Origin of the sequence: Pseudarthrobacter sp. NPDC058329 (assembly GCF_042879835.1) — a bacterium.
Lineage (GTDB): Bacteria > Actinomycetota > Actinomycetes > Actinomycetales > Micrococcaceae > Arthrobacter.
This window is the reverse complement of sequence record NZ_JBHVZR010000005.1, coordinates 42,791-68,336: the sequence shown is the minus strand read 5'-3', so window position 1 is coordinate 68,336 and position 25,546 is coordinate 42,791. Positions and strand designations below refer to the sequence as shown.

Annotated in this window: 25 protein-coding genes and 1 pseudogene; 17 read left to right on the top strand and 9 right to left on the bottom strand. The window is 62.4% G+C overall.

The genetic code is table 11. The features are described from left to right. Positions 1 to 122: 122 nt before the first annotated feature. Together ACFVYC_RS09040 and ACFVYC_RS09035 are read right to left on the bottom strand one after the other, a co-directional pair. Entirely contained in the window at positions 123 to 1,865 is a 1,743-nt protein-coding gene (locus ACFVYC_RS09040; RefSeq protein ID WP_387549136.1) for a MarR family transcriptional regulator, read from the bottom strand. 301 nt (positions 1,866 to 2,166) lie between these two features. Then, positions 2,167 to 2,403, bottom strand: coding sequence for a hypothetical protein (locus tag ACFVYC_RS09035; RefSeq protein ID WP_028272859.1), 237 nt, complete (start codon positions 2,401 to 2,403; stop codon positions 2,167 to 2,169). Positions 2,404 to 2,952: 549 nt separating this feature from the next. On the opposite strand from ACFVYC_RS09035, the gene ACFVYC_RS09030 reads away from it, so the two are divergent. The 3 genes from ACFVYC_RS09030 to ACFVYC_RS09020 are packed head-to-tail and all read left to right on the top strand — an operon-like array spanning position 2,953 to position 4,767. Then, the gene (locus tag ACFVYC_RS09030) at positions 2,953 to 3,405 is read left to right on the top strand and encodes a hypothetical protein (RefSeq protein WP_387549134.1); all 453 of its coding nucleotides are present in this window, start codon (positions 2,953 to 2,955) and stop codon (positions 3,403 to 3,405) included. Then, positions 3,406 to 3,852, top strand: coding sequence for a hypothetical protein (locus ACFVYC_RS09025; protein WP_387549132.1), 447 nt, complete (start codon positions 3,406 to 3,408; stop codon positions 3,850 to 3,852). A gap of 3 nt (positions 3,853 to 3,855) precedes the next feature. After that, entirely contained in the window at positions 3,856 to 4,767 is a 912-nt protein-coding gene (locus ACFVYC_RS09020) for a hypothetical protein (RefSeq protein ID WP_387549131.1), read from the top strand. Here the strand turns inward: ACFVYC_RS09020 and ACFVYC_RS09015 are convergent. Further along, the gene (locus ACFVYC_RS09015) at positions 4,764 to 5,915 is read right to left on the bottom strand and encodes an alpha/beta hydrolase family protein (RefSeq protein WP_387549129.1); all 1,152 of its coding nucleotides are present in this window, start codon (positions 5,913 to 5,915) and stop codon (positions 4,764 to 4,766) included. The genes ACFVYC_RS09020 and ACFVYC_RS09015 overlap by 4 nt on opposite strands. 170 nt (positions 5,916 to 6,085) lie before the next feature. Between ACFVYC_RS09015 and ACFVYC_RS09010 the strand changes: the two genes are divergently transcribed. From ACFVYC_RS09010 to ACFVYC_RS08960, 11 genes are read left to right on the top strand one after another with little or no spacing between them, the layout of a single operon-like run. Next, entirely contained in the window at positions 6,086 to 7,168 is a 1,083-nt protein-coding gene (locus tag ACFVYC_RS09010) for a CHAP domain-containing protein (protein ID WP_387549127.1), read from the top strand. Beyond that, a complete protein-coding gene (locus ACFVYC_RS09005) occupies positions 7,165 to 7,674 on the top strand; it encodes a hypothetical protein (RefSeq protein WP_387549125.1) in 510 nt (169 codons plus the stop codon). The genes ACFVYC_RS09010 and ACFVYC_RS09005 overlap by 4 nt, the downstream gene beginning before the upstream one ends. A 43-nt stretch (positions 7,675 to 7,717) precedes the next feature. After that, entirely contained in the window at positions 7,718 to 9,187 is a 1,470-nt protein-coding gene (locus ACFVYC_RS09000; RefSeq protein ID WP_387549123.1) for a chromosome partitioning protein ParA, read from the top strand. Between the two features lie 36 nt (positions 9,188 to 9,223). Beyond that, positions 9,224 to 9,826 (top strand): DUF6668 family protein, encoded by a 603-nt coding sequence (locus ACFVYC_RS08995; protein ID WP_387549121.1) that lies wholly within the window; start codon positions 9,224 to 9,226, stop codon positions 9,824 to 9,826. Positions 9,827 to 9,837: 11 nt separating this feature from the next. After that, on the top strand, positions 9,838 to 10,107 hold the full coding sequence (locus ACFVYC_RS08990) for a hypothetical protein (protein WP_104189693.1): 270 nt from the start codon (positions 9,838 to 9,840) through the stop codon (positions 10,105 to 10,107). Between the two features lie 27 nt (positions 10,108 to 10,134). Then, positions 10,135 to 10,881: a hypothetical protein gene (locus tag ACFVYC_RS08985; protein WP_387549119.1), complete on the top strand. Its 747-nt coding sequence runs from the start codon at positions 10,135 to 10,137 to the stop codon at positions 10,879 to 10,881. 1 nt (position 10,882) lies between these two features. Continuing rightward, a complete protein-coding gene (locus tag ACFVYC_RS08980) occupies positions 10,883 to 12,178 on the top strand; it encodes a hypothetical protein (protein ID WP_387549117.1) in 1,296 nt (431 codons plus the stop codon). Beyond that, entirely contained in the window at positions 12,165 to 13,673 is a 1,509-nt protein-coding gene (locus ACFVYC_RS08975) for an SCO6880 family protein (protein WP_387549115.1), read from the top strand. Before ACFVYC_RS08980 ends, ACFVYC_RS08975 begins: the two co-directional genes overlap by 14 nt. After that, positions 13,673 to 15,259: a helicase HerA domain-containing protein gene (locus ACFVYC_RS08970; protein WP_387549113.1), complete on the top strand. Its 1,587-nt coding sequence runs from the start codon at positions 13,673 to 13,675 to the stop codon at positions 15,257 to 15,259. The genes ACFVYC_RS08975 and ACFVYC_RS08970 overlap by 1 nt, the downstream gene beginning before the upstream one ends. Continuing rightward, positions 15,256 to 17,025 carry a type IV secretory system conjugative DNA transfer family protein gene (locus ACFVYC_RS08965; protein ID WP_387549111.1) on the top strand — a complete coding sequence of 590 codons (1,770 nt, stop codon included), beginning with the start codon at positions 15,256 to 15,258 and terminating at the stop codon, positions 17,023 to 17,025. The genes ACFVYC_RS08970 and ACFVYC_RS08965 overlap by 4 nt, the downstream gene beginning before the upstream one ends. A gap of 11 nt (positions 17,026 to 17,036) precedes the next feature. Further along, the gene (locus ACFVYC_RS08960; protein ID WP_387549109.1) at positions 17,037 to 17,477 is read left to right on the top strand and encodes a DUF4913 domain-containing protein; all 441 of its coding nucleotides are present in this window, start codon (positions 17,037 to 17,039) and stop codon (positions 17,475 to 17,477) included. Positions 17,478 to 17,570: 93 nt separating this feature from the next. Here ACFVYC_RS08960 and ACFVYC_RS08955 read toward each other — a convergent pair whose 3' ends face one another. The 3 genes from ACFVYC_RS08955 to ACFVYC_RS08945 form a co-directional block, all read right to left on the bottom strand. Continuing rightward, positions 17,571 to 17,900, bottom strand: coding sequence for an Lsr2 family protein (locus tag ACFVYC_RS08955; RefSeq protein ID WP_387549108.1), 330 nt, complete (start codon positions 17,898 to 17,900; stop codon positions 17,571 to 17,573). Positions 17,901 to 18,569: 669 nt separating this feature from the next. Next, positions 18,570 to 18,932: an anthrone oxygenase family protein gene (locus ACFVYC_RS08950; protein ID WP_387549106.1), complete on the bottom strand. Its 363-nt coding sequence runs from the start codon at positions 18,930 to 18,932 to the stop codon at positions 18,570 to 18,572. Between the two features lie 68 nt (positions 18,933 to 19,000). Further along, complete coding sequence (locus tag ACFVYC_RS08945; protein WP_387549104.1) at positions 19,001 to 19,807, bottom strand: NmrA family transcriptional regulator; 807 nt, start codon at positions 19,805 to 19,807, stop codon at positions 19,001 to 19,003. A gap of 81 nt (positions 19,808 to 19,888) precedes the next feature. Between ACFVYC_RS08945 and ACFVYC_RS08940 the strand changes: the two genes are divergently transcribed. The 3 genes and pseudogenes from ACFVYC_RS08940 (at position 19,889) to ACFVYC_RS08930 (ending at position 22,588) form a co-directional block, all read left to right on the top strand. After that, positions 19,889 to 20,866 carry an AraC family transcriptional regulator gene (locus ACFVYC_RS08940; protein ID WP_387549102.1) on the top strand — a complete coding sequence of 326 codons (978 nt, stop codon included), beginning with the start codon at positions 19,889 to 19,891 and terminating at the stop codon, positions 20,864 to 20,866. Positions 20,867 to 21,271: 405 nt separating this feature from the next. Further along, positions 21,272 to 22,167, top strand: a pseudogene (gene ppk2 / locus ACFVYC_RS08935) (polyphosphate kinase 2). 118 nt (positions 22,168 to 22,285) lie between these two features. After that, positions 22,286 to 22,588 (top strand): hypothetical protein, encoded by a 303-nt coding sequence (locus tag ACFVYC_RS08930; protein WP_387549100.1) that lies wholly within the window; start codon positions 22,286 to 22,288, stop codon positions 22,586 to 22,588. Here ACFVYC_RS08930 and ACFVYC_RS08925 read toward each other — a convergent pair whose 3' ends face one another. The 3 genes from ACFVYC_RS08925 to ACFVYC_RS08915 form a co-directional block, all read right to left on the bottom strand. After that, positions 22,589 to 23,176, bottom strand: coding sequence for an SRPBCC family protein (locus tag ACFVYC_RS08925; RefSeq protein ID WP_387549098.1), 588 nt, complete (start codon positions 23,174 to 23,176; stop codon positions 22,589 to 22,591). A 357-nt stretch (positions 23,177 to 23,533) separates the two neighbouring features. Beyond that, positions 23,534 to 24,376, bottom strand: coding sequence for a class I fructose-bisphosphate aldolase (locus tag ACFVYC_RS08920; protein WP_387549096.1), 843 nt, complete (start codon positions 24,374 to 24,376; stop codon positions 23,534 to 23,536). Positions 24,377 to 24,427: 51 nt separating this feature from the next. Next, positions 24,428 to 25,522, bottom strand: coding sequence for a zinc-dependent dehydrogenase (locus tag ACFVYC_RS08915; protein WP_387549094.1), 1,095 nt, complete (start codon positions 25,520 to 25,522; stop codon positions 24,428 to 24,430). Positions 25,523 to 25,546: the final 24 nt, after the last annotated feature.

Sequence of the window (25,546 nt, the reverse complement as noted above, 5' to 3'; positions counted from 1 at the left end):
AAGAACGGAGAGTGCCAAAGTTACACCGGGGTGTGGATGCGGCGGCCGGCCGCATCGACACCCGTCAAGCTGCACAAGCGGGGGAGTTGGGCTCACAACTGACAGGCCTTTGGCGCTGACCCTCATCCGGTTCTGTTGAAGGCCATGTCGGACAGTGACCATTCATCGGGTGGCCCCTCGAACATCTCCCAGGGATAGTCTTCGTCGGGGGAGAGCAGCTCCGGGACGGTAATCACGTTCTTGGCGAGCCATTCCCGCCAGATGATCCGGTCGTTGCGGTAGCGCTGTAACTGGAGAGCCACCGCTTCGAGGACCCCGAATTGTTCGGCGAGCTGTCTCAGTGATGTCCCGGCCACGATTGACCACGCCCGGCTGGGACTGCGGACAACCAGGTTCCAGGCGGCAAGGACCTCCAGGGCTTCGTGGACGGCGGAACGAGACAGCCGGGTGGTCCGCACAATCTCGGCGGTCGGCATCCCGGGGGAGTGCTCCAACGCTTCGTAGACGAACGCGGCCGGCAGCCCCAGTTCCCGGAAGACAGGCCGCAGGGCGTGGATTTTCCCTTTCTGCCAAGTAGCATCCTCGGCGACACTTTTCACCTCTTCGGGGACAGTCAGCATATAGAGATCGCCTTTGGTTCCCCTGGCTTTTTCAACGAGGGTGACCAGAGGGTCCTTCTCCGCACGCAGCTGCCTCAAGTGCAGGCCAACAGTGGTGTGGTCGAGACCCGTGGCCACGGCAATGGACCGCACGCCGAATTCAATGAACCGAGAGGCCGCCATGTGAGCTGCCTCCCCTAATGCCCTAAGAACCATCCGCCGCGCCATTCCCGTCCTGGATTGTTGGTAGTTCACCTCCCTAATTCGCAGGGCGTTTCGCCAGGTCCGGAGGAACCGATGCTCTGCATCGGGGTTTGAAATCGGATGAATCCTCATTACCTCTACCGCCTGTGTATTTGGTTGGCTTGTGGGGGATCTGCGGACGTTGTCATTCCGGTAAGTTTGGGCCGCCTTTTTGCTCAAGTAGCTGAGGGCGCTCATCCAGTCGCGGCGCAATGACGGGAAGCGGTGGCGGGCTGCATAGCGGGCGTAGAAGGAGGCCAGTCCAGGCCAGGTTCCCTGCAGCATCCGGCGCTCCACATCCACCAGCTCCAAGCCAGCGGCCGCAGCACTGAGGATGACCGCCTGACGGGCGTCAGAGTCAGAGGCATACCGGGTGGTGTCATATATGCCGGTCTGGGCGAGCACTTGCATGGCCCGGGACATTCGCCCCACCGGCTGCTCAACCACGGGTACATCGGAGGTTGCCGGAGTGAAAGTCTCCTCCAGCCGCAGTGCCCTGACGGCCTTGATCTCGGCGGCCAGGTCGTTGGTCATGGCCGCCCAGACGCCGGCGCTATTGGGCCGGCGGGCGATGTCGTAGGCCATGGACAGGCTCATCGCCAGTTCCTGGTGGCCGCCGCGCTTGTGCGGCGAACCGGGGGTTCGCATGCAACCGTGAAGCAGGTTCTGGTGCGGGGTCTTATCCAGGGTCCGGTACCGGGTGCCCAGCGCCTCGACAAGATCACGCGCTTCTGAAAAGGTGACCCGCCGTGCGAGCGGGACATAGAGATGGCGACCGCCGTTGGGGGAGTAGTCCTCAATCCAGCGGGCCCCGACCGAGTGCAGCCAGGACTGAACCGCGCGGACGTCGGCCTGTACCCAATCGAGCCCGGCTACTGAGGAGTCAAAGTCGAGAAAGATTGCCGCGCAGGTACCGTCCTTGCCGAAAATTCTCACGGCCGCGGGCAGCGAAGGGAGTGCTTCGGTGAGGTTCCGTTCGTGCTTCTGCGGGTACGTTTTACCTGCATCACGAGACAGGCGCATTCTAGGCTGGCCCGCTAGCAAGGGAGCTAGAGCTGCCCAAACGGTTGCTGGGTCGTCTGGCTGCGTTGACACGCCAACAGCGGGGCGTGCTGGCAGCACGGAGACGTGCTGATGTACGATGTGAGTAATCCTCTCGGGGATTGAGGTACGAAAAAGGGCCGATCCTGCCAGATCGGTTCATAGCAACACAAAGGATGGCCTGTTCAGGCTCTCCACGACTTACAATCTGATCCGCCGGCAAGCAATCCAGAGGGTAAGTCTCAAGCTTCGAAGGCCCGCCTAGTGCGGGCCTTCTTTTTTGTTATGAGGCGATGCGGATGGGCAGCTCCTGCTGGTAGTCATCCTGGTCGAGTGCGGCCAGATCCTCTTGCAGCTTTGGCTCTACAACGGACAGAACGTATTCAGTGACGGTGAGACCCTTGTGGGCGGCCACCTTGGCGATCCCGTCAGCGGTGTGTTCCTGTGTGCGGAAACCAATGAACTTACGCAGGCCTTTACTGGGGCGCCCGCCGCCTCGATTTACTGCTACTGCCGTCATGTGCTGTGTCCTTTGAATTTTGTACCCGCTAGAGCGGTTACAGCTTCATCGTTGTATTGCCTGCCGCTCAAACTGACTGGGTTGTCATTGCGACTGCTCTGAAGCTATCACCGGGCAATTGAACGCACGGGGATTTGTTTTCAGAAAACGGTAGCGTGTCGCGTTTGTGACTTTGAGCTCGATCTTCGACTCGGAGGGGGCCTGGGTTCCCAGCAGCAACCACTCAGCACTAAGGGGCGGGCCAATGACTGCTCTGGCCCAAGGTTGACGATCGGTTACGTACCGGCCCGAGCCCTTCAGTCCGCTCAACGTGTTCAGCACTCCCATGCCCCTTCCGCGGCTCTATGCCGTCAACGACTGCCACAGCGAAGTTGCCTATTTGTTCCTTCAAAAACCCAATCAAACGACAGACTATATACATGCTCCGCACATGTACAACTCATTGCCTGTACCCTCCGGAAGTCATCAGGTAACATTTTGAGTCAGCTGCCCGCCTACTCTGTGGGGCGGTCTACACAAGAGGCTGAGCTTGGCTAAGGAGCTATCTAGATGGCAAATGGGGGCCGCAGCGTGTTTCTCACGCAGCAACAGAAGAAGGAGCGGCTGGCGGATCGCATGGGCATCCTGGTGGATATCTGGGAGTCCGATAACAACACCGCGCTCACGTACCCCCATGTGGAAGAAGCACTTTCCGTCCACGGAATCCACCTGTCACGGACACGCTGGTCCTACTTGATCAATGGCACCGGAAGCCTGGTGACAGATCAGGAACTGCTAAAGGCCATAGCCGAGTACGTTTTCGCCGTACCCGCCACTTATCTGTGTGATCTAAACAGTGAGACACCCCCTGAAGTAGAAGCGCGTATGGAATTCCTTGTGCAGATGCGCAAGCTCAAGGTGAAGAACTTTGCCGCGAGAAACTTGGGGGCCACCTCGCCAGAAATGCTGAGGACGATCACCAGGATCATTGATGCATCGATCAACGGCGAGGAGGAAGACTGAATGGGCCTCCCGCCGGTCGCAGAAAAGGTCCAAGAGCTATGCGGAGACGGCACGACGTCGATGCAGGAAGTTGTCGACCGCTTGACCCTGATCTGTGAGAAGCCGATCAATCTGATCGAGTACAAGGAGTCCTGGGGCGCCTTGACGGCCTTCAAGGCCGAATTTGAAGATCGCATTAACGTCTATTTCCCGCCGCAGGAGTCGATGCAGTACAAACTTCACTGCATCTACCATGAGCTGGGGCACATATATCTCGAGAGCTTTCGGACTCCCTTGGCTCTGCCGGATCTTTCGGAAGAGATGTTGCGGGAAACGGCGGACGCAATCAGCGTTACCTGCCGGTCCGTGCCGAATCATCCTGTCGAACGATGGGTAGAGGACTTCGCTTTCGAGATGTCAAAGATGACGCGTGCACGCAGCTCGTCCGATCCTGCTCCTTTCCTGTAGAGCATGAAACATTTTCTCTTTGCGCTGCTGAGTGCCCTCTGCCTCCTTCGGATCCCCTCGGTGGTTAAGGTGGCGGAATCCCGAACGTCGTGGTTGGCATCGATGTTCGGCCTCGTGGCGCTTTATGTCCTGGGAACTGTTACACCGCTAGCGGCCATCGACAGCTACCTCGGTGGCGTCAACGTGACGAACCTGCTTCAGGCCATCTTCGCGCTGCTGGCGATCTTCTTCTTCAACGACAGCGTGCGGCGGTTAGCGAACGTACCAGTTAGATGGACCTACTACGCTCCGTTGCTGAGCATTCCGATCATGGTTGTCAGCTTCGCCTTGATTGAGGGCAAAGCTCCAACGTCTGCCGACTTCATTGACCACCGCATGGACCAGCTCGCAACTGCCACGTACAGCGGTACGTACATGCTCGCGCTGCTATTCACCGTGCTCAGGATTATCTACATGCTTCGATACAAGGCGAAGGGCCTTTACGCAACATTCTCAGCGGGTCTGCTAGTGGTTGCGGCGGCTTGCTCGTGCCACATTGCATACGTACTGTTGTTCCACTTCTCGCCCTGGCATGCCTTCGCTCGGGCGATCGGAGCTTGGTTTGACCGTCTTTTTTATGCTGGCCTCTCGGTGACGGCTGCGGGATGGTTGATTCTTTTCCTGTCGAAGCAGCTGCCGAAGTTGCGGCTCTGGATGATGGATGCGCTCTGGCTTGCTGCCCTGAGGATCCGGGTACATGCAGATCATTCCCGAGTCAGTCCGGCGTGGGACCTTTTCAATGAGACGCTGGAAAATGCGGTCTACAAAAGCCTCATTGTTCTGCACAACTACCAGCGGGGGAACATGACGACATTCCCGGAGTCTGTTCAGGGCAGGATCAGCCATATCGAGGCAAAGCTGGACGCGCAGGTCTAGCCTTGCTCGGTCAGAATCGTTTTGCTGATCCAACTCGTGAGTTCGTTGGTGAAGGTAGGAGGCGACGCATTCCACTCCTGGGTATGATGCGCCTCAGGTAGGGAAATCAGGGTGACGGTGTCCGGATTCGAGCGTTGGAACGCTGCCGAGATTTCCCAGGGAACCTCCTGATCCGCCCTGGAGTGCAAGACCAGCGTCGGGACTGCCACCCTGTTAGGTACACCGACCCATTCAAGGGCATTGAAGTTGATCGGTTCCTCCAGCCCGATCATCCTCGCGAATGGGGGAGCCTGCAGCAGGGATATGACAAGGCCGGCCCCTGCCGCCGGCACGCCGGCCCGCGCGGCCCCTGCTGTGATGGTTTTACGCCAGCTGGTGACCGGCCCTACCAGGACAATCCCGACGATCCGGTCCCGGTAGGCGCTGCACTCCGCTGTGAGCAGGGCAATGGTCCCACCCATTGACCAGCCCGAGAGGATGATTCGCTGCGCTCCGTGAAACACGGCGTAGGCCACAGCGCTTTCCACGTCACGCCATTCTGTTTGCCCAAGGTGGCTTGATTCGGCCTGTGGGGGACTGACCTCCAGGTCACTGCGGAATGACGGGACCAAGGAGGTAAATCCCAGGGGACTGAAAGCGTGGACGTCACGGAACATAATCGAGCGGTCAGTCCAGCTGCCATGGATATGGATTACCCATGTGTCTGGCGTTTGTCCAAGGAACAGCCATGCAGGCGCTGCACCGAAGTCTGTGGGGATTTGCACCTCCTCGAAGCCTCCGGCCACTGCAGCGGGTTCGAAGAAGACGTCGGGGGTCCAGTCGACCACGGGCCCCAGTGACGCCGGCGCGGACTCCGGCGGATGGATCCGCCGCTCCACGTACTTTCGATCCTCATCGATCAGCGTTACCTCGCCGACTCTCGTGTAGCGATCTGTCACAGGGTCGAACACGCCAAAGTCGCCTTGGGCTTTCGTGTAGTCGTCCAAATCGATGCGAACTCTGCGGCCATCATCTGTCAGTTCGGCCCGGCGGTAGTCCTTTGGTCCCCTTTTGACGATCTTGCGGGCCATGACAACGGCGAACCCAGATAGTGCGGCCACCGGTACAAGGAACGCCAGGCCGACCAGCCCGCGCCGTGTCGTCAGCATTAGGTCTTTCCCTCCAGCGCCGGCCAGGAAGAGCAACGGAGCCCAATTATCGTAACGTTCACACAGTTACTGACCTATGAACATGTCCGCTACAAGCTTCACACATGTTCACTACACGCGTGTATCGTTGTGGGAGCCAATCGATAGCGGGGGTTCGAAGGGGGATTCACATGCAACGGAAGTCGCTCGACTTCGTCGCACTGATCCTGGTCCCCTGCCTCTTGTTCGGGCTGGTTTTCTCCATACTCTTGCTCCTTGCCCCAGTTAAGGGCGCCGCTGCTGACTGCGGCCCAACCGTCTCAGTGGCCTTCAATGGCAACACCAAAGTGGATGGCTATTCCCAGGAGCAGTTGAAGAATGCTGCGGCGATCCTGAGCGCCGGCAAGGCGCGGGATCTGTCGGTAAAGGGCCAGATGATCAGCCTCATGGTGGCCCTGGGGGAGTCGGGGCTGCGTGCTTTGGACTACGGCGACGGACCCGGTCCGGACTCCCGGGGGTTGTTCCAGCAGCGCGACAACGGCGCGTGGGGCTCCTACGCGGACCGCATGGACCCGACCATCAGCGCCACGAACTTCATCAAGGCCTTGCAGAAGGTCGAGGGCTGGGAGCTGCTGGAGCCGACCATCGCCGGCAACAGGGTCCAACGCAACGCAGACCCTTACCACTACCAGAAGTACTGGCCGGAGGCGGTCAAGCTCGTCCAGGCACTCTCGGACGGGAAGTTCTCGCTGGAAGGCGGCGACTGCGCCGTCCCGGGGAAGTCGGGTGCCGGGGATGACGACTACCCGTGGAAAGACTCTCCGACCTGGGTGCAGGTCGGAGCCAACGACGCCAGTACTTCACCGCTGAACTTCTACTACCGGGAGTGCGTGGACTTCGCGCTGTGGCGGGTGAACCAGCAGATGGGGTCCACCGGCGAGCCGTTCAAGTTCCTCAACGGCAACTTCCGCCCGGACGGCCAGCGCCTTGGCTCGGCACTGACGTGGAAGGCCGGCTGGGACGCCAAAGGCTGGCCAACCGGTCCCGTCCCCCGGGTCGGGGCGGTCGTCTGGTACGCGCCAGGGGCTGGGGGAGCGGACCCCACCTTCGGTCACGTCGCCGTGGTGAAGGAAGTCAAGGACAACGGGACCTACGTCGAAGAGGGCTACAACGGCAACCCGCCCCCGGATGACCACAACTACTACACCCGGACCGTCAGCAACACCGTTCCGTCAGCGTTCCTGTACCTGCCCACCCAAGAGGAGAAGAAATGAAGAAGCCCCTGGCCCTCATCGCAGTAGCCCTGCTCTGCGCCGGCTGCGCACCGGCTGCGAACACCACGCCGGCACCGGCAGAATCGACCGCCACGCCTTCCGCGCCCGTTTCGTTGAGCGCCAGCAGCGGCCCGCAGGCTCCCGGCGGCACGGCTCCGGCCACGATCGGCATCACCTGGGATCAGGCGAGTAAGGACGCGGCCGTGGACGTCGCCGAGAAGGCCATGGCCGATTTTGCCCGCCCTGGTCTGGCGGAAAAGCAGTGGGCTAACGATCTTGCCCGCTGGCTGACGCCACAGGCCACCGCCGATTACTTAGCCGTGGACCCGGCCAACATTCCCGCCAGCCGCGTCACCGGCCCGGCCACGCTGAGCGTCGATGAAGCCAATGGCTACGGCGTCATGGCAGCTGTACCGACCGACGCCGGGACCTACACGGTGCAGCTGCTCCGCACGGGCAGGGAAGCCCCGTGGAAGGTCAACCGTTTCACGCCCCCCTCGTCCTAAAGCGCCGGAACTCCCCCATCTCACACACGTAAGGAAGAAGCCCATGAGCACCACATCAACCGAGGTCCTGGCCTTTCCAAACATCAGGGCCATCGTCCGGGACAACGGAACCGCCGAGATCGTCGTCGCCGGTAACTCCCGTATCGTCCCTGCCGGGCAGTCCCTGCAGGATCTTCGCACCAACGCCCTGGCCCTCGTCGTGGGCGAGGCACAGACGCTTAACCGTCCCGTCAGGGTCCAGATCGAGGATCCCGAAGGACACGGTGAACTGATCGTGCACCCGGACAACAGGATTGAATCCGTCTCCTACAAGGCGCGCCCCGCCCGCCGCCGGGCAGAAGCACCCGGAACCGCGCCCGAGGCGCCAGCTCCCATCGTCATTGATACCGTGCCTGCTCCTGCACCTGAGCCTGCTGCGGCGCCGGCAGAACCCACGGCTGCAGCCGCCGCGGCGGTGGACCGCCAGCCGTGGCCCCCCAATCCCGTCGCGTCAGAGACGACACCAGCGCCGACCTCGGAGCCTGAAACGGCAGTGGTCACGGAGGAAGCCCCGGTGACCCGGCGCAGCTTGAAGGAAACCTCCTTCCTGGTCAGCGCGCCGGTCCTGGAACCGGCCACCCAGGGCTGGCGGGGTGCCCTCACGCGCCTCGGCTTCCGGATGGACCCCTCCGCCGAAGAGCTCTCCGAGCGGGAAGATATCCGCACGGTCAGCCAGCACTGGCCAGGTCCCCGGACCATTGCCGTGGTCAACCGCAAGGGCGGGGCGAACAAGACCCCCACTGTGGTCATGCTCTCGGCCATCCTCGCCCGCTACAGCGGGGCCGCCACCGTCGCCTGGGACAACAACGAATCCCAAGGCACCCTGGGGTGGCGGACCGAAAAGGGCGCCCATGACCGGAGTGTCCTGGACCTGATTGATTCCTCGACCGAACTGCTCTCCCCGTCAACGAACGCCGCCGAGATTGCCAAGTTCGTCCACCACCAGACCGCAGACAAGTTCGATGTCCTGCGCTCGGACGAGAACGAAGAAGGCGACCACGAAGTCACCGCTGAGGAAGTCGACATCGCCCACCAAGTCCTCACCCGCTATTACCGGCTGGTGGTCATGGACTCCGGCAACACCGCCCGGGCGGCTAACTGGCGCCGGATGATCCACCACACCAACCAGCTCGTTGTGCCTGTAACGGCCATTGAGGACCGCGCGGAAGCCGCCCGGCTGACGCTGCAGACCCTCGAATCCCGTGGCGGCCACGACGCCGAGCTGGCCCGCAACGCTGTTGTCATCGTCTCTGAGTCCACCGACGCGAAGCGCGCCATGTCAGGGGACGCGTTGAAGCGGGCCAAGGACGAGGCCCAGCGGATTGCGGACGGCTTTGAACCGTTCGTCCGGGCCGTCGTCCGGATTCCCTACGACCCGGCACTGGTCAACGGCCCCATCCGCTACGAAGCCCTCCAGCCCGCCACCCAACGGGCATGGCTGGCCGCCGCGGCCGCCGTCGCCAAAGGCTTCTAAACCCACCCACCATCCGGACTTTCGAAAGGAGGAACCATGCAACAGTCCCTGAACCCCTGGATCACCAGCCCCACCACCGACACTGCTGAACAGGAAACGCCGGATACATACATGCCGCCAACGGCAGTCATCAGTGCGCCTTTAAAGGGAATGGTGGAACCCGACGCAGCCGACCGGCTGTCCCGCCGCACCATGACCGTTTCCGCCGCGTTATGGATCATCGGCGCCCATGGGGGAGCAGGCGAAAGCACAATCGCGGACCTCCTAGGTGCACGCGCCACCGATCACTGCTGGCCCGTCCTCCAGAACGGAAGCAAACCCCGGGTCCTGCTGGTCTGCCGCGCAGACATGCGCGGCCTCACAGCCGCAAGGAACGCCTTGACCCAATGGGTGTCAGGAGCCACACCGAAAGCTGACTTACTCGGCCTCGCGATCCTGGCGGACGCACCGGGAAAGACTCCCAAAGCGCTGCGTGACTTCGCCGCGATCGTCGGCGGGGGAGCGCCCCGGCTCTGGGCCCTGCCCTGGGTCGAGGCATGGCGGATCGGAGACACCACGGCCCCGTCGTCCCGCGAATACCAACGCTTCATCACCGACATGGCCGCCCTGGCGCTCGACAACACATCAACCACCCACTGAAAGGTCTCACCATGAACTACTTCTCCGCACTTGCAACCAGCGTCATCCCTAACCCCACTCCGACCATCCCTGCAGAGGCAGACGGGCTGCTCCTGGTCCTGAACTGGGCCTCCGGTATCGGCCTGGTCCTCGGCGTCCTTGGCGTGATCATCGTCGGCATCGGCATGGTCATCCAGCTCCAGCGAGGCGAAGGCGCACAGGCCATCGGCAAGCTCGGCTGGGTCCTCCTTGGCTGCATCATTATCACCGGTGCCGCCGGCATCGTCCGCGCCTTCGTCTAAGCCAGCACCAACAACGGGAGGTTCACCATGAGCCAGTCAACAGAGAGCACCACCGCAAGCAATCCGTTCACCAAGCCCGGTTTCATCATCGCTGCCGCGCTGGTGGTCGCGCTGATCGCAGCAACCATCATCATTTTTCTCCTCCCCAAGGGCCAGGGAAACGCGCAGCCGGCCCCTGCCCCGGCAGAAACCAGCGGTTCAGCCACTGTCAGCCCCAGTGCTTCAGCTGGGGCTGACAAGAGCGTCTGCGGGCTTCCCGGCAGCAGCGAAACTGCACTTGGAACCGCGCCACAGTCCAAGTGGGAGTTGCTGGGAACCATGGCTGTTCCCGCAGATCCGTCAACGGCAGGCCCTGGAACGGTCGCCCCGGATGGTCTGAGGTCCTGCTTTGCCCAGTCCCCGACAGGAGCCCTCTATGCGACGGCAAACATCTGGGCATCGTCGTTCAATGGCTATGCCAAAGAGGTCTACCTGGACCTATCTGCTGACAGCCCTTCGCGGGACAAAGCTGTGCAGGCCATCCAGGAAGGCAAGGACGTCGGTGGAGGCACCTCACTGAAAGTTCAAATTGCCGGCTTCATAATCCATTCCTACACTCCCGAAGTAGCAGTCGTTGAGCTCGCTTTCAAGACCGCAGATGGCGGATACGGCGCTCTCTCAACGTCCCTGCTTTGGGAAGACGGCGACTGGAAAATGGATATCCCAGCCGCTGGCGGCGGCGCAGTTCGGGAACTCAGCGACCTGAGTTCATTTATCCCCTGGGCTGGCGTCTGACATGGCAGAAAAGGAATGCGAAGTTTGGAACGTCGTCTGTATGGGCGAACAGCGCCTCGGCAATGTTGCGGCAGGGATCGCGGACGACGCGATCACCAATCTGGCTAAGGCCATCATGGAGGGCATGAGCCAGATGGTGACGACACTGTCTACCTTCTGGATTTCAATGCCCACCGTGAACTTGGCCAGCCAGGACGGCAGCACACCAAGCCCCGTTGTCTCTGCGGTAAACAGCGAACTGATGCCCTGGACGCTGACACTGGCAGTTCTCGCCGTGATCCTCGGCGGTATCCGGATGATCTGGGAACAGCGCGGAGCACCGCTGAAAGACCTGCTCCGTTCGCTGCTAACGCTGACTCTGGTGTCCGGCCTTGGACTGGGTGTTATCTCGATTCTGGTGGTCGCGGCCGATGCTTTTTCTGTCGCCATCATTGAGCGTTCCACGGACGGTAAAGGCTTCGCTCAGTCAATGAATGTCCTCGTCATGACCGGCCAGACGGACGTTGGGGTGTTCATCCTCATCGTCATGGGCCTGATCGGGCTGATTGCTTCACTGGTCCAGATCGTCCTGATGGTCGTCCGCAGCGGCATGCTCGTGATCCTCGCGGGCATCCTGCCCACTACCGCCGCGTTCACAAACACGGAGATGGGCAGGCAGTGGTTCCAGAAGGCGGTTGGCTGGACCATCGCCTTCATCCTCTACAAGCCCGCGGCAGCGATCGTGTACTCGGTCGCTTTTCTCTTGATGGGCAATACCAGCGGGCAGGACGCCCTGGTTGGCTCGATCACAGGCTTCACCCTGATGATCGTTGCCCTCTTCGCGCTTCCGGCATTGATGCGGTTCGTCACGCCGATGGTCGGTGCCGTCGCCTCGGGCAGCGGAGCAGCCGCAGGAGCAGCCGTTGGTGCGATGGCCACCGGTGCAGTGTCCCTGGGTCGCGGCGGCAGCGGACGAGGCAATGCCGCGCCAATCCCCGCGACAACAAGCACTACGGCCAGTACGCAGAGCACTTCCGCCGGTGCTTCGCCGAAAGGCAGTGACGGAGCGTCTGGTCCGCGGGGCGGTGGAGGTCAGCCGACCCCCGGTGTTACGGGTCCGGGCGGAGCCGCTGGCGCTGCGGCCGCGAGCAAAGCAGGCTCCGCAGGAGCAGCGGCAGGGGCAAGCGGCGGGGCAGCAGCAGTTGGCCCGGCCGGCATGGCTCTAGCCGCCGGGGCACAGGTAGCTACCAAGACGTCACAGGCAATCGAAAAGGCCGCGCAGGATTCAACCGGGGAGGGCCCCAGTGGCAGCAATTAACACCGAATACAAGGAACCGTCCTACGGCAATTGGCGCGTGCCGCGCTCCGCCGGCCTGGGCAACCTCGGTGCCATTGGCACCGGGATTGTCATGGCCGGCCTGTTGCTGGGCATCACCACCTTCGCTATCTGGGGCCTGTTCCCGGGCCTCGCTGTCCTCGCCCTTGCCGGGGCCAGCGCCCTGTTGCTGACAGTCAAGGACAAGCACGGCCAGTCCGTTGTAGACCGCTTCGGCACCCGCACGGCCTTCCGGCTTTCCAAGTCCACTGGTACGAACCTCTACCGCTCCGGCCCTTTGGGCGTGACGGAGTGGGGCATGTACCAGCTGCCTGGTCTGGCCGCGAAGTCGACCCTGTACGAGTTCGCCGACTCCTACAAGCGCCCGTTCGCCATGCTGCACGTGCCAGCCACCAGCCATTTCACCGTCATCTTCTCCACCGAACCCGATGGAGCCTCCCTGGTGGACCCTGAGCAGGTCGACGCGTGGGTCGCCAACTGGGGAGGCTGGCTCGCCGACCTTGCCGACGAAGCCGGCCTGGACGCCGCAGCCGTCACGGTGGAGACCGCACCAGATTCCGGGTACCGGCTCCGGAACGAAGTCGAGATGAACATCGACCCGAACGCACCGGAATTTGCCCAGGCCATTCTCCGCGAGGTCGTAGACACCTACCCGGAGGGATCGGCAACGGTCCGCGCCTGGGTGTCCCTGACCTTCAACGCCTCCCTGCGGTCCGGGTCAAAGAAGCGCACGCCTGAAGATGTTGCCCGGGACCTCGCCTCCCGGATCCCCGGGCTGTCAGCCCGGCTGCAGTCCACCGGTGCCGGTATCGCCCGTCCGATGTCGGCGCAGGACCTCTGCGAGGTCGTCCGTATCGCCTACGATCCCCCCGCCGCGCTGATCATCGACGAGGCCCACGCCGCCGGTTCCCCCGTTGCCTTGGCCTGGGGTGAGGTCGGCCCCACCGCGACGCAGGCGAACTGGGATGACTACCGCCACGATTCCGCGTTCTCTGTCTCCTGGACGATGACGGGTGCGCCCCGGGGTTCCGTGAACTCCTCGGTCCTGTCCCGGCTGCTCGCCCCGCACGGGGACATTGACCGCAAACGGGTATCCCTGCTCTACCGTCCGATGGATTCGGCAACGGCCGCCACCGTGGTCGAGCGGGACCAAAACAACGCCAACGTCCGCATCACCTCCGGAACCCGGCCCAGTGCCCGCGCCCTGGTCGATGCCCGTTCCGCCGTGCAGACCGCCCAGGAAGAAGCCCGCGGCGCCGGCCTGGTGAACTTCGGCATGGTCGTCACCGCCACAGTGACCGATAGGGAACGGCTGCCTGATGCCGTGGCCGCCATTGAACAGACTTCCGGTACTGCCCGGGTGCTGTTGCGCCGCGCCTACGGCGCGCAGGACACCGCGTTCGCGGCGTCCCTGCCGCTGGGTCTGGTCCTGCCGAAGCACAGCATGGTGCCCTCCGAGATCAAGGACGCGCTCTAATGGCCCGCATGAATGTCTTCGCACGCCCCGCTCAAAAGACCACCAAACCGGCTGCACCGAAGAAGATCGAAAAGCAGACCCGCGAATCCGGGCCGGGTGCCCGCGGATGGGGTGGACGTGGCGGCGGCATGGCCCAGCTCGTCCCGTCCGTGAAGGAGTACCGGGGAACCACTGTCCAGGTCTGCGGCCTGTGGCCGTTTTCCTCCGGCGCGTCCTCACCCATGATCGGCGTCCCGCTTGGCCGTCACGAGGAAACCCAGGCCACGATCTGCTGTGACCCGATCAGCTGGTTCCAGCGCGCACGGCTCATTTCCAACCCCTCCGCTTTCATCCTCGGCAAACCCGGGCTGGGCAAGTCCACACTGGTCCGCCGCATGTTCCTGGGCCTTGCCGCCCAAGGCGTCAACCCACTGGTTCTCGGGGACTTGAAAGGCGAGCACGTCAAAGCCGTCGAAGCTCTCGGCGGGCAGGTCATCAAGCTCGGCCGCGGCGTCGGATACTTGAACATTCTCGACCCGGGCCAGGCCGTCGAAGTAGCCCAACTCCTCGAGGACCACGGGCACCACGAAGCGGCCACCCGGGTCCGGGCCGACGCGCACGGCCGCCGGCTGAACATGATCGTCTCCCTCATCACCATCAGCCGGAACAACCCGCCCACTGACCAGGAACAAACCATCCTGGACCGGGCCCTGCGGGTCCTCGATGACCGGTTTGATGGCGTCCCGGTCCTGAAAGACCTCCTGGATGTCATTGTGTCTGCCCCGGATGAGCTGCGGCAGGTTGCGCTGGACCGTGGCGACATGAACGTCTACCTGCAGGAGACCCGGGCGCTGGAAGCAACCCTGCTGGGCCTGACCGGGGGAGGGAAGCTGGGCGAAATCTTTTCCTTGCAGACCACCAGCCCGATGAAGCGTGACCGCGCCGTGGTCTTCGACGTCTCCAGCATCGACGAGACCGAGACTGACCTGCAGGCCGCCGTGCTGCTGGCGTGCTGGTCCTACGGCTTCGGAACGGTGAACGTTGCCAACGCCCTGGCGGACGCCGGCCTGGAGCCGCGGCGGAACTACTTCGTAGTCTTGGATGAGTTGTGGCGGGCGCTGCGCTCCGGCAAGGGCATGGTGGACCGGGTGGACGCCCTCACCCGCCTGAACCGGTCCGTCGGCGTCGGGCAGATCATGATTTCCCACACCATGTCCGACCTGCTGGCCCTACCGGCAGAAGAGGACCGGATGAAAGCCCGCGGGTTCGTCGAGCGCTCCGGCATGGTGATCTGCGGCGGTCTGCCCGCCTCGGAGATGCCGCTGCTGACCTCAGCGATCCCCCTTTCCCGGCAGGAGCAGCAAAAGCTCATCTCCTGGCAGGACCCGCCCGCCTGGGACTCACGCGGCCTCGACGTCGAACCCCCGGGCCGGGGCAAGTTCCTCATCAAAGTCGGCGGCCGTCCCGGTATCCCCGTCCAGATCGGGCTGACCTCCATCGAGAAGAACGACGGCCTGAACGACACCGACACCCGTTGGCATCCACCCGCGGAAACGCTCATGGAACCGGCAGCACCAACGCCGCCGACAGAAGGAGGCGCGCTGTGAGTGCACCGAACCGCAAAGGAATGGGCCTCGAAGATGCCCTGCTGGTCTGGCTGGCCATCGGCGCCATCGTCGTCTTTGGCGGCGGCACCTACGCGGCCGCCCACCTCGGGTCCTGGATGGCAGGCATTGACGCCCCGCCTGCCCACCCGATTGACCTGGTCGCCGGGCTCATCAAGGGCAAGGTGCCCTGGCCAACCGAAGCCACGGTCGCGGCGTGCCTCATGGCCAGCCTGATACTGGTTCTGGCGATCGTCGTGCTGGTTGCCTGGCGGAAAGGCGCATCGAAGCGTGCCCGCGTCGACAAGGCCGCCCGCTACCTGGGCCGCGGCAAGTCCCTCGCAGCGTTCTCCGAAAAGGGAGCACAGGCCAAGGCAGAGCGGCTGGGTATAAAGGACACCCCGGGGATCGTAGTGGGCAAGGTGGTCTCCACCGGTCAAAAGTTCGTCCAGTCATGGGAAGACCTCAGCCTCGATATCTGGGGACCACGAACGGGTAAGTCGACCTCCCGGGTGATGCCGGCGATCCTGGACGCGCCCGGAGCTGTTGTCTCGACGTCGAACAAGCGTGACGTCGTGGACGGTACCCGTGGCGTCCGCGAGGACGTGGCCCCGGTGTGGGTGTTCGATCCGCAGAAGATCGCCCAGGAAGACGCCCACTGGTGGTGGAACCCGCTCTCTTACGTCACCGACGAAGAGAAGGCCTACAAACTCACCCAGCACTTCTCGGTCGGTTCCCGGGTGCCGGGGTCAAAGCCGGACGCCTACTTCGATCCCAAAGCCGAGGACATTCTCTCTTCGTACTTCCTCGCGGCCGCCCTGGGCGATTTGCCGATCACGCAGGTCTACCTGTGGGTGACGGAGCAGGTCAGCCAGGAACCCATCGAAATCCTCCGGGAGCATGACTACGAGCTGCAGTACAAGGGCCTGGAGTCCACGCTGAAGCTGGCTGACAAGCAGCGCGACGGTATCTTCGGCACCGGCGAGAAGATGATCCAGTGCCTCAAGAGTCGGAACACGCTCCGCTGGGTCGCCCCGACCGGCGGCGCAAGCGTGGCCAGTGATGCCCGCCGGCAGTTTGACCCGCACGCCTTCGCTGCCTCTCAGGAGACGATCTACATCCTCTCCAAGGAAGGGGCCGGCTCAGCCGCCCCGCTCACCACGGCACTGACCGTGGCTATCGCTGAGGCGATGGAGGAACGGGCAGAGCGCAGCGGCGGCCGACTGCCCAAACCGGCCTTGTTCGCCCTCGATGAGCTGGCGAACGTGGTCCGTTGGGCCGGCCTGCCGGACCAATTCAGCCACTACGGCTCCAAGGGCCTGATCGTCATGGGCATCCTGCAGTCCTGGTCTCAGGGCGTCGAACTCTGGGGCGAAGCGAACATGCGGAAGATCTGGTCAGCCGCGAACGTCAAGGTCTATGGCGGCGGCGTCGCGGAAGAAGGGTTCCTCCGCGCCCTCTCGGACCTGATTGGGGACTACAGCTACATCAACGTTTCCGTGTCATCAGGGAAGTCTGGGTCCAGCCGCTCCCGCCAGGAGTCCAAGGAGCGCATCTTCGATGTCTCCAATCTGGCGGAGCTGGACCGCGGCCGCGCCGTTATCCTCGCCTCCGGCGCCCCCGCCACATTGGTCCGGACAATGCCCTGGTACACAGGGCCACACAAGGACGCTGTCGAAGCGTCCATCAAGAAGTACAGCCCGCAGCCAGAGGAAGAACCAGTACCGGTAGCAGCGGCGCCGGTCGCAAATCCATGGGTGACCGGGTAGGGGAGTAGGGCATGACTATCGGGATTGGCCGGTTCAGTGAAGCCCCCACCTCGGACGTCGAGGAAAGTGGCGCTAAGGCCGGGGAGCAGCAGAAGCCCCCGCAGTTGGTCTACGGCTCTGCCGAAGAGTTCCTGCACGAGCAAATGCTCCCAACTTACGTCCGCGATGTTGACGGGCGCGCTGCAAAATGGTGCCTCGAATGGTATTTCCACCCGGAAGCTGTGTCCCGGGTGGAAGCGTTGTGGCGGGCTTGGGAACATCTAAGACTCGACGGAGCCACTGGCATCAGTGTGTGGTTCAAAGACCATGCAGACCACCATATGAGTGTTCTTTTAGACCCTCGCGGGCCGTTCTATAAATGCGATATGCAAAAGCACCGCGACCCCGAGCATCTGGAGCCCAAAAAGGCCCCGGCTGGGTGGTTCCCCGATGTTCAGACTATTCCTGCCTGACAGGGATGGCTGCAGGATGACCTAGGATCGAAATAAAAATCTGGGCTGGAACCAGTTATAGGTTTCCAGCCCAGATTTTGTTTTGTTCTGGTTCTAGTGAGCGGCTTCGTATTTCTCTACGACTTCCGCCTGGATACGACCGCGCGTGTTTACCGGGATGCCATTTTCAGCCGCCCACATCCGTACCGCTTTGGCGGCCGGGCCGCCGTGCCCGGACTTAGTACGGGATGTAGGACGGCCCCGTCCGCCGGATACCTTGCGTCCAACCTGGGTAAAGCGGGCCAGGGCGTCACGCAGTTCCTTGGCGTGGCCCTCATTGAGGTCAATTTCGTAGTCACTGCCGTCGAGTGCGAAAGATAATGTTTCGGTCGCTTCCGAGCCGTCGATATCATCTTCCAGCAGCACGACTGTCTTTTTTGCCATGAATTAAGGCTAGCAGTCCAGAGCCCAACCGGATTTCCTAAGAACCATTGCCCAGTCAGAAACTCAGCACCATCAGGAAGAAGCCTTGGCTTTAGGAGTAAATCTCAAGGGAAACGCCGAACGTAGCTGAACCCGGGGAGGCAAGCAGTCCATAGTTGGGGTCAATCCGGGTTATCCACGGCTGGAGTTCGGGAGCCATTGGGGTAGCTCGCCTCAGCAGCCGTAGCGGTGGATAAGCCATCAAGATTGTCCCCCGGCTGTGGGCAGCGGTACTAATTGTCCAGACAGTCTCTGGACAATTGTGCAACAGGCTGTTGCACAACTGCCAAGCACCCGCCCCCGCAAGCTCATCACGGCGTCCGCTGTCAGGTTTGAGTCTGAGACTGTCCTCCAGGCATGTGCAGGAACTGCCTTCCGGACCCTATTCTGACCCTCTTTTCCTTGCTGACTGCTGTCAGGTTGGGGTGTGCCCTTGCGTGAGGTCTCCCTTGGTGATCGGCTTCGCTGCGTCCTTTGAACGACGAGGCCTTTCAAAGTTGAAGCTTGCAGGTACGTCTTCTTTTACAGGTAGCCCCAGCGCCTTGGCTTGGCTCGCGCAGGGCCTTTCAGCATCTGAGGGTGCTGCGACGAGCGTCACGCCAGCTGATTGGCGTGGGCAGAATGATCACATCACTTTGTTCCAGCCCAATGTGTGCCAGCAACGAGCACTGCGGTGGTGGCCAGGGCGGCGCGCACTGTGTTGGAAGTCGTCCAGCGGCGACGGTAAACCGCCCAAAAAGCTGCGCCTTCTCGTTCGAGCCTCCGGTTAAGTGGGACGTTTACCCCGAGGGTCACTATCGTGCTGGCCAAGGATGCCCCTGCAATGACCAGGTCGGTGACGGCACCGCGTGGCGCTGCTGTTACGGCTAATCCGGTGGCTGCTGCGGCGGCGAATCCGAAGACCAGGATAAACGGGCCTCGCTCGGCCGCGCGGTTGATGCTGACCATTGCGGCGGTGGCGTCCCGTTCGCTGAGGCGTCCAAGCGCTGGCATGACCATTGTTGAGAATGCTGCGTATACGCCGCCAACCAGCCCGGCTCCTACGACTGTAACTACCTGGATCATGACCAGTCCCCGGAGTTTGCTGTCCGTTGCGCGTATGCGTTGAGCGGTGAAGCGGGTCGGTCTAGTAATTGTGCGATGTCATCGGTTATCGAGGCGTTTCGCCCATCAAGGATCTCTGTGAAGAGCCGGGCAAGTGGCTCGGCTTCTTGTGCTGGTACTCCGTCGGCGGCGAGATCGTGGACGAAGGTCGGCACATCGACCTCTTCGAACGTGATCGGTCGATCACAGGCGTGGGCGAGGATGGCGGCGGCTTGAGTGAAGGTCAGCAGTTCAGGGCCTGATAGCTCATAGGTGGAATCTTTAGGTGGTGTGCGGGTCAGTGCGACTACCGCTGCGTCGGCTACGTCGTCAAGATCGACGAATGCTTCAGGAACGTCAGGGGCCGGCAGCCGCAGTCGACCGCGGCGGACGGGGCCGGCGAGGAAGTGCTCGGAGAAGTTCTGCTGAAACCATGAACAGCGCAGAACCGTGGTCGCCACGCCGCCCTCCCGCAGGGCTGCCTCGCTTGCCCGGGCCCCTTCCTCGCCACGGCCCGAAAGCAGCACAAGCCGCTCAAGGCCTTCGGTGGCCGCTATCCGGCCGAGGGCTTCCATCTTTTCCGGTACTCCGGGGAAGGCGAGGTCGGGTGTGAAGCAGACATACGCACCAGTGGTGCCGCGGAGGGCGGGGGCCCACGTGGAGCTGTCATCCCAGTCGAAGCCGGTGCGGCGGGAGGCGGGCAGCGCCGGTAGCGCGGCGGCGGCCAGGCGGGTAAGGACGCGGGTGCCGGAGCGACCAGCGCCACCGAGGATAAGAGTAGTCATGCATCCAGTGAACAGGCAGAACGGTAGACGCGGAATGGGTAAAGCTCGCCCTTACCTTTGTCATCGTCTAGAGTTCGTCGAGTGGACCCTCTGACGCATTTCTTCGACGGCCCTCGCGCGGTAGGGGCCTTCGCTCTCTCGATGCATATGAGCGCTCCTTGGGGGGTCAACGTTTGTGACAACGCTGCCCTTACCGTTCTTGCGGTTACCAAGGGCCGGGCCCGCGTCGACGGCACCCTACTCCAGTTCGGAGATGTTGCCCTCATACGTGGCCCTGAGCCCTACAGCGTGACGGATGCCGCCGGCAACGCACCCTCAATTGAGATCGGCCCCGGCCAGCGCTGCACCAGCCTCGATGGCCGGGACCTCCGCGACGAGCTTAGGCACGGTATCCGCCGATGGGGCAACGCCGCGGACGGAGAGACAGCGCTGCTCATTGGCACCTACGAACGTCCCGACGAGGCTGGTGGACTCGTTACTCGTGCCCTTCCCCGACTTGCCATCGTCCAGAGTGAACATGCTGACGGCGCCCTTGTCAGCCTGCTCGCAAACGAGCTCGCACACAATGACCCCGCGGCTCAGGTAGTCGTCGATCGCCTGCTCGACGTGCTCGTCGTCGGCACCATCCGCCGCTGGCTCAACAGTACCGACCGCCCTGCCGAGGGCACTTGGCTCACCTGCAATGATCCGCTAATAGTGCGCGCCCTCGAGTGCCTGCATGCAGAACCCGCAGCACCCTGGACAGTGGAGAGTCTCGCCCGCCGCGTAAACACCTCGCGCGCCTCATTAGCCGCCCGCTTTCGGACAAGCGTCGGTGAACCACCCATGGCCTACCTCACCCGCTGGCGCCTCACGCTCGCTGGCGATCTGCTCCAGGCCCCGGGCTCCACAGTCTCAGGCGTGGCCCGGACCGTCGGCTACTACAACGCCTACGCATTCAGTACAGCTTTCAAGCGTCAGGTAGGGACAACGCCGACGGAATATCGCCAGCGCCGCCCCACACTCTCGCCAGGACCCGTCCCTCTCAAGGAATCGTCCCATCAGGGATCATTCATCTGACTCATTGTGTTTAACCCCCCGTTCGAATCGCTAAGTATGGGAGGGGTGCCCCTCTAACTCGGTGCCTCGGACCGTCCCGATGAGACCGTTTGCCTGGTACTTCTCGTGGTCACCTCAGAGGCATAGCTTGAACTCACCGTCCTGCTTAACCGCGATATTTCTGCTGCTGCCAAGGAGCCCCACGTCCACGAGACGACCGCTGACCACCCCGTCACCGCTGCCGTCCTGGCCGGCCCCCGTTGGGCTCGGCCGGGCGCCGGCTGCTGCCGAACCCAATTAGTTGCGAGCCGATCTTGCCGCATGGCCGCTTCGGGCCCAACAGCAAACCAACGGCAAGCAAGGGCTTGCAGAACGGAAGTGCAGGGGCGAGGAGACCGGAGCAGCCTTGCCTGCGAAAGCCCCTTTGTGCGTGGAGGCACGTATCTGCGGGAAGCCATTGACCGCCTGGTCGGTCTTGGCTACACCGTCCAGGGCGGCCAAGGTGATGACCCGGAGTTGATCGACCCGGGAGGATCTGCGGTCGAGACCTGGCGGGAGGACTACCCGTACGGGGAGCGGGTCACCCGCGAAGAGTATGACCTGCAGAAATACCGGCTGCAGATCGAACTGCTCAAATTCCAGTACTGGAGCCAGGACCAGGGCTTGAAGGCCGTCATTGTGTTCGAGGGCAGGGACGCCGCGGGCAAGGGCGGAACAATCAAGCGCTTCACCGAACACCTCGATCCGCGCTCTGCCCGCACGGTTGCTCTGGCCAAGCCCTCGGACCGGGAACAAGGACAGTGGTACTTCCAACGCTACGTCCAGCACCTGCCCACGGCCGGGGAAATCGTGATGTTCGACCGCTCATGGTACAACCGCGCCAACGTCGAACGCGTCATGGGTTTCTGCACCAAGGACGAATATCAAACCTTCATGTCCCAGGCACCCCTGTTTGAGCAGATGCTCGTCGATTCCGGGATCCACCTGACCAAGTTCTGGTTCTCCGTCACCCGGCTGGAGCAAAGGACCCGGTTCGCGATCCGCCAGATCGACCCGGTCCGGCGCTGGAAACTCTCCCCAATGGACCTGGCGTCCCTGGACCGCTGGCAGGACTACACGGACGCGAAAGAAGAGACGTTCCTGCGCACCGACACCGACCACGCGCCATGGATCACCATCAAGTCCAACGACAAAAAACGGGCACGCCTGAACGCCATGCGCTACTTCCTCAACCAGTTCGACTACGAAGACAAGGACCCATCCATCGTGTTCGGCCCGGCCCCCCCATCATCCGCCGCGGCCGCGACGCCGCCGGCGACTGATCAGCCAGCGGCGAGGACTCGGTGGCCGTTCCGCACCAGCAGCGGTCCGGGACGCCCCGCCATCTGCCGATCACCTTGCAGACACGGCCGGGCAACCTTAACCAGTCATCGTGTAGCCATGAACGTTACTGACAACGGCAGCCCAGCACAGGGACCCGGGCGCGCGGTGGTCCTGACCACCGATGACCTCATGCCCGGCGACACGATCGAGGCCTTTTACCGGGGAACTCTTGTCCACCGCGGCCCCGTCACGGACATCGCACCGAACCATGGGCTCTTTTGGATTCTGGACCAGCTCACAGGCGGCCGCCGGTTGCTGGACATCGTGGAGTTCCAGATCGTCCGCGGAGGCACCCCGGACACCAGCCCGGATGTGCTGGTCCCGGTGGCTGCAGGACAGGTTATGCCGGGCGCTGCCTAACTAGCTGCCTGGCTGGTTCTTCCCGCGGGCGCTGTTCGCCTGGTGGGTGGCTGCGTTCGATGTTCTGTGTGGACCGGACAGGTGGCGCGCCGGCGCTGCCGATGGCGCGCAGCCGTGGGGCGGGGGCGTGCCGTGGGGCGGGGTCGGGAAGAGACCGCCGTGGAGGTGGTGGCCAAGCAGTTCGGCACGGAATTTCACGGCATCCACGAACGCCTGCAGGATGTGATCGGTGTCGGCGCCGGTCCCGTCAAAGAGTCTGGGCGGGACGCCCTTGGTGGTTTGTATGACAGTCAGATGGGTGAAGCCGCCGTGGTCGGACAGCGACACAGTGCGCGTGACCCTGCCCAGACCGAGGGAAAGCCAACGGGTCCATGTAATGGTTCTGCCCGGGATCAAGATGACCCGGAACCGGAGTGTTCTCCTGCCGCTGCCCGCAATCCGGACGCGGACAGTGCTGCCGGGCCGCAGTTCCCCGCTCACAGCCTTGATGCCGGAATCCCACACGGTGAAGTTGCCCGTGTCAGTGAGGACTTCCCAGACGGCACCAGTCGCTGCAAGGATCAGGGCCTGGGCCTGGAACGATTTCATGCTCCAAGGCTATTCCCGGACAGCAGTGGGTGCCCTTGGATGACGCGTCCCGGAGCTGTGATTTTGATCCAATGAAAGCCCGGCTTGCGCTAACGCTCGGGCCGTAAAATCGTTTATCCGTCAGGTTTGGGTGTACCCTAACCGGGCAGCCTACCCGCCCATGTTCACGTGAGAACTGCCGTCCGACACTCCCTCCGGGAATCCCTTCCCCGTGAACCGTCAAGAGCCGGTGCCGGGGTTTTCGGGCCGGAGCTTTTTGCGCGGACAACCACTTATAGGTGCCTCCCTTGGAAGGCGACCTATACGTGGTTGTGTGGGCCGTGCTCTGCCCTTATGACACCGGGCTCTCTAGCTGAACTACGCTGCAACCGCCGCGAGGCTGTTGTAGGCGTCTTCGGCCGAGACGCCGTCGTGGACGACGGTCATCAGGGCTCGCGTGATGCCGACGGGGTCGGTGTGCTGGACGATGTTGCGTCCGTAAACGATGCCGCGGGCGCCCTGGTTGAGAACTTCCGCCGTCCGGGTGAGGAGTTCCAGATCCGTGGTTTTGCCGCCGCCACGCACCAGGACGGGGATGTTGCCCGCTGTCTGGATGACGCGGTAGTAGTCCTGCGGGTCTGTTGTCGGGTCCGCCTTGACGAGGTCCGCTCCGAGTTCAACGGCTAGCCGGACCAGGGTCACGATCTTGTCGGCGTCCCCGTCAACCATGTAACCGCCATTCTTGGTGTTGTCCTGCATAACGAGCGGCTCGATCATGATGGGCATGCCATAACGGTCGGCTGCCGTGCGGAGGTCCAGGATTGTCCTAATGGACTGCTCTCGCAGTTCAGGGTGGCCTGGGACCTGCAGAAGGTTCGCGACGACACAAGCGGCGTCGAGTCGCACTGCCCGTTCGATGGCGTCTTCAGCGTGAACGCTGAACAGGTGGCTGTCCAGAGGATTTCCGTACACGTTGGCTACGTCAGTGCGCATCAACAAGGCCGGCTTGTTCCGGTTGGGGATGCTTTGGAGGATCGGTGCCATACCCGGGGTCAACTGAATAACGTCCGGGTTGGCGTTGACCAGAGTGTTGATGGCGGCGACGGGATCTTCCAATCCCGTGAGGAAGGACGGCTCACCAAAGATGCCGTGGTCGATAGCGACGTCCAGAAGACGTCCGCTCGCGGGGTTAAACATCCGATTGAGACGGTACTCTTTCAATTTCTCTCCTTGGCTTACTTCTTTGTTTGTTGTGGATCTGGATTGCTTGCTTTACTGCCCTCGGGCGGGCTCTACGGCGACTTTCAGCGCTTCCGGTGAGGCTGCGGTTTTGAGAGCTGTTTCGATTTCATCGAGGCCGTAGCGGTGGGTGACAAGTGCTTTGACGTTGACCCTGCCGTCAGCTATCAGGGCGAGAGCAGTCCTGTATTCCGAGATGGTGGAATTTGAGCTGCCTGTGACAGTGATCTCTTTGTAATGGATAAGGTTCGCGTCAATTTGGGCTGCAGGCTCTTTGGGGAAGCCGGCGAACAGGGATACTTTGCCCCGCTGCCTAGCCAGTTCCAGCGCGCTGTTGACCAGTTGGGGGACGCCGATGCAAACGATTACAACGTCGGCGCCTCGACCGTCGGTTGCGGCAGAAACGATGGCGGCGAGGTCTTCCGTGAGGGGGTCAACGACGATGTCAGCGCCGAGGGTGAGCGCAATTTTGCGCCTTGATTCGACAGGTTCGCTGACGATGACGGTGCGGGCGCCGGCAACTTTGGCGAGTTGGGCGTGAAGTTGCCCGATTGCACCGCCGCCTATAACCACGACGACATCGTCGGTTTGGATTCCCATGAGGTTCTGCCCGTGCAGCACGCAGGATAGGGGTTCGGCCAGTGCGATTTCATCCGGTTCTAAGTGTTGGGGTGCTTGGATAAGATTTCCGTTTGCCACAGCCGTTGCCGGGACCAGGAAATATTCGGCCAGTCCGCCGTTGATGTCGTGGCCGAGGACTTGTGCTGAAGCACATAGGTTGAAATTGCCGTCCTGGCACTGATGGCAGGCATTGCAGGCGATACTGGGAGTCATGCCGACTCTGTCTCCCGCTTTCAGTCCGGTGACGCCTTCGCCTAACTCGGAAACTGTTCCGGCCAATTCGTGGCCCAGAATAACGGGAGGGTAGACGCCTTTGCTTTTGGTTCCGTTGGCGATTCTCAGGTCAGTTCCGCAGATGGTGTTGGCTCCGACTTTTACAAGTACTTCGCCCCGTGCCGGTTTCGGTCGGTCAATGTCTTTTACGACCAGGTTCCCTGACCCGAGATAAACTACGGCATGCATGCCTTCTCCTTTTAGTCTCTTGTTGGCTTGTTTCTTGGTGGACACGCAGCATTGAGCTCCAAGCAGGGA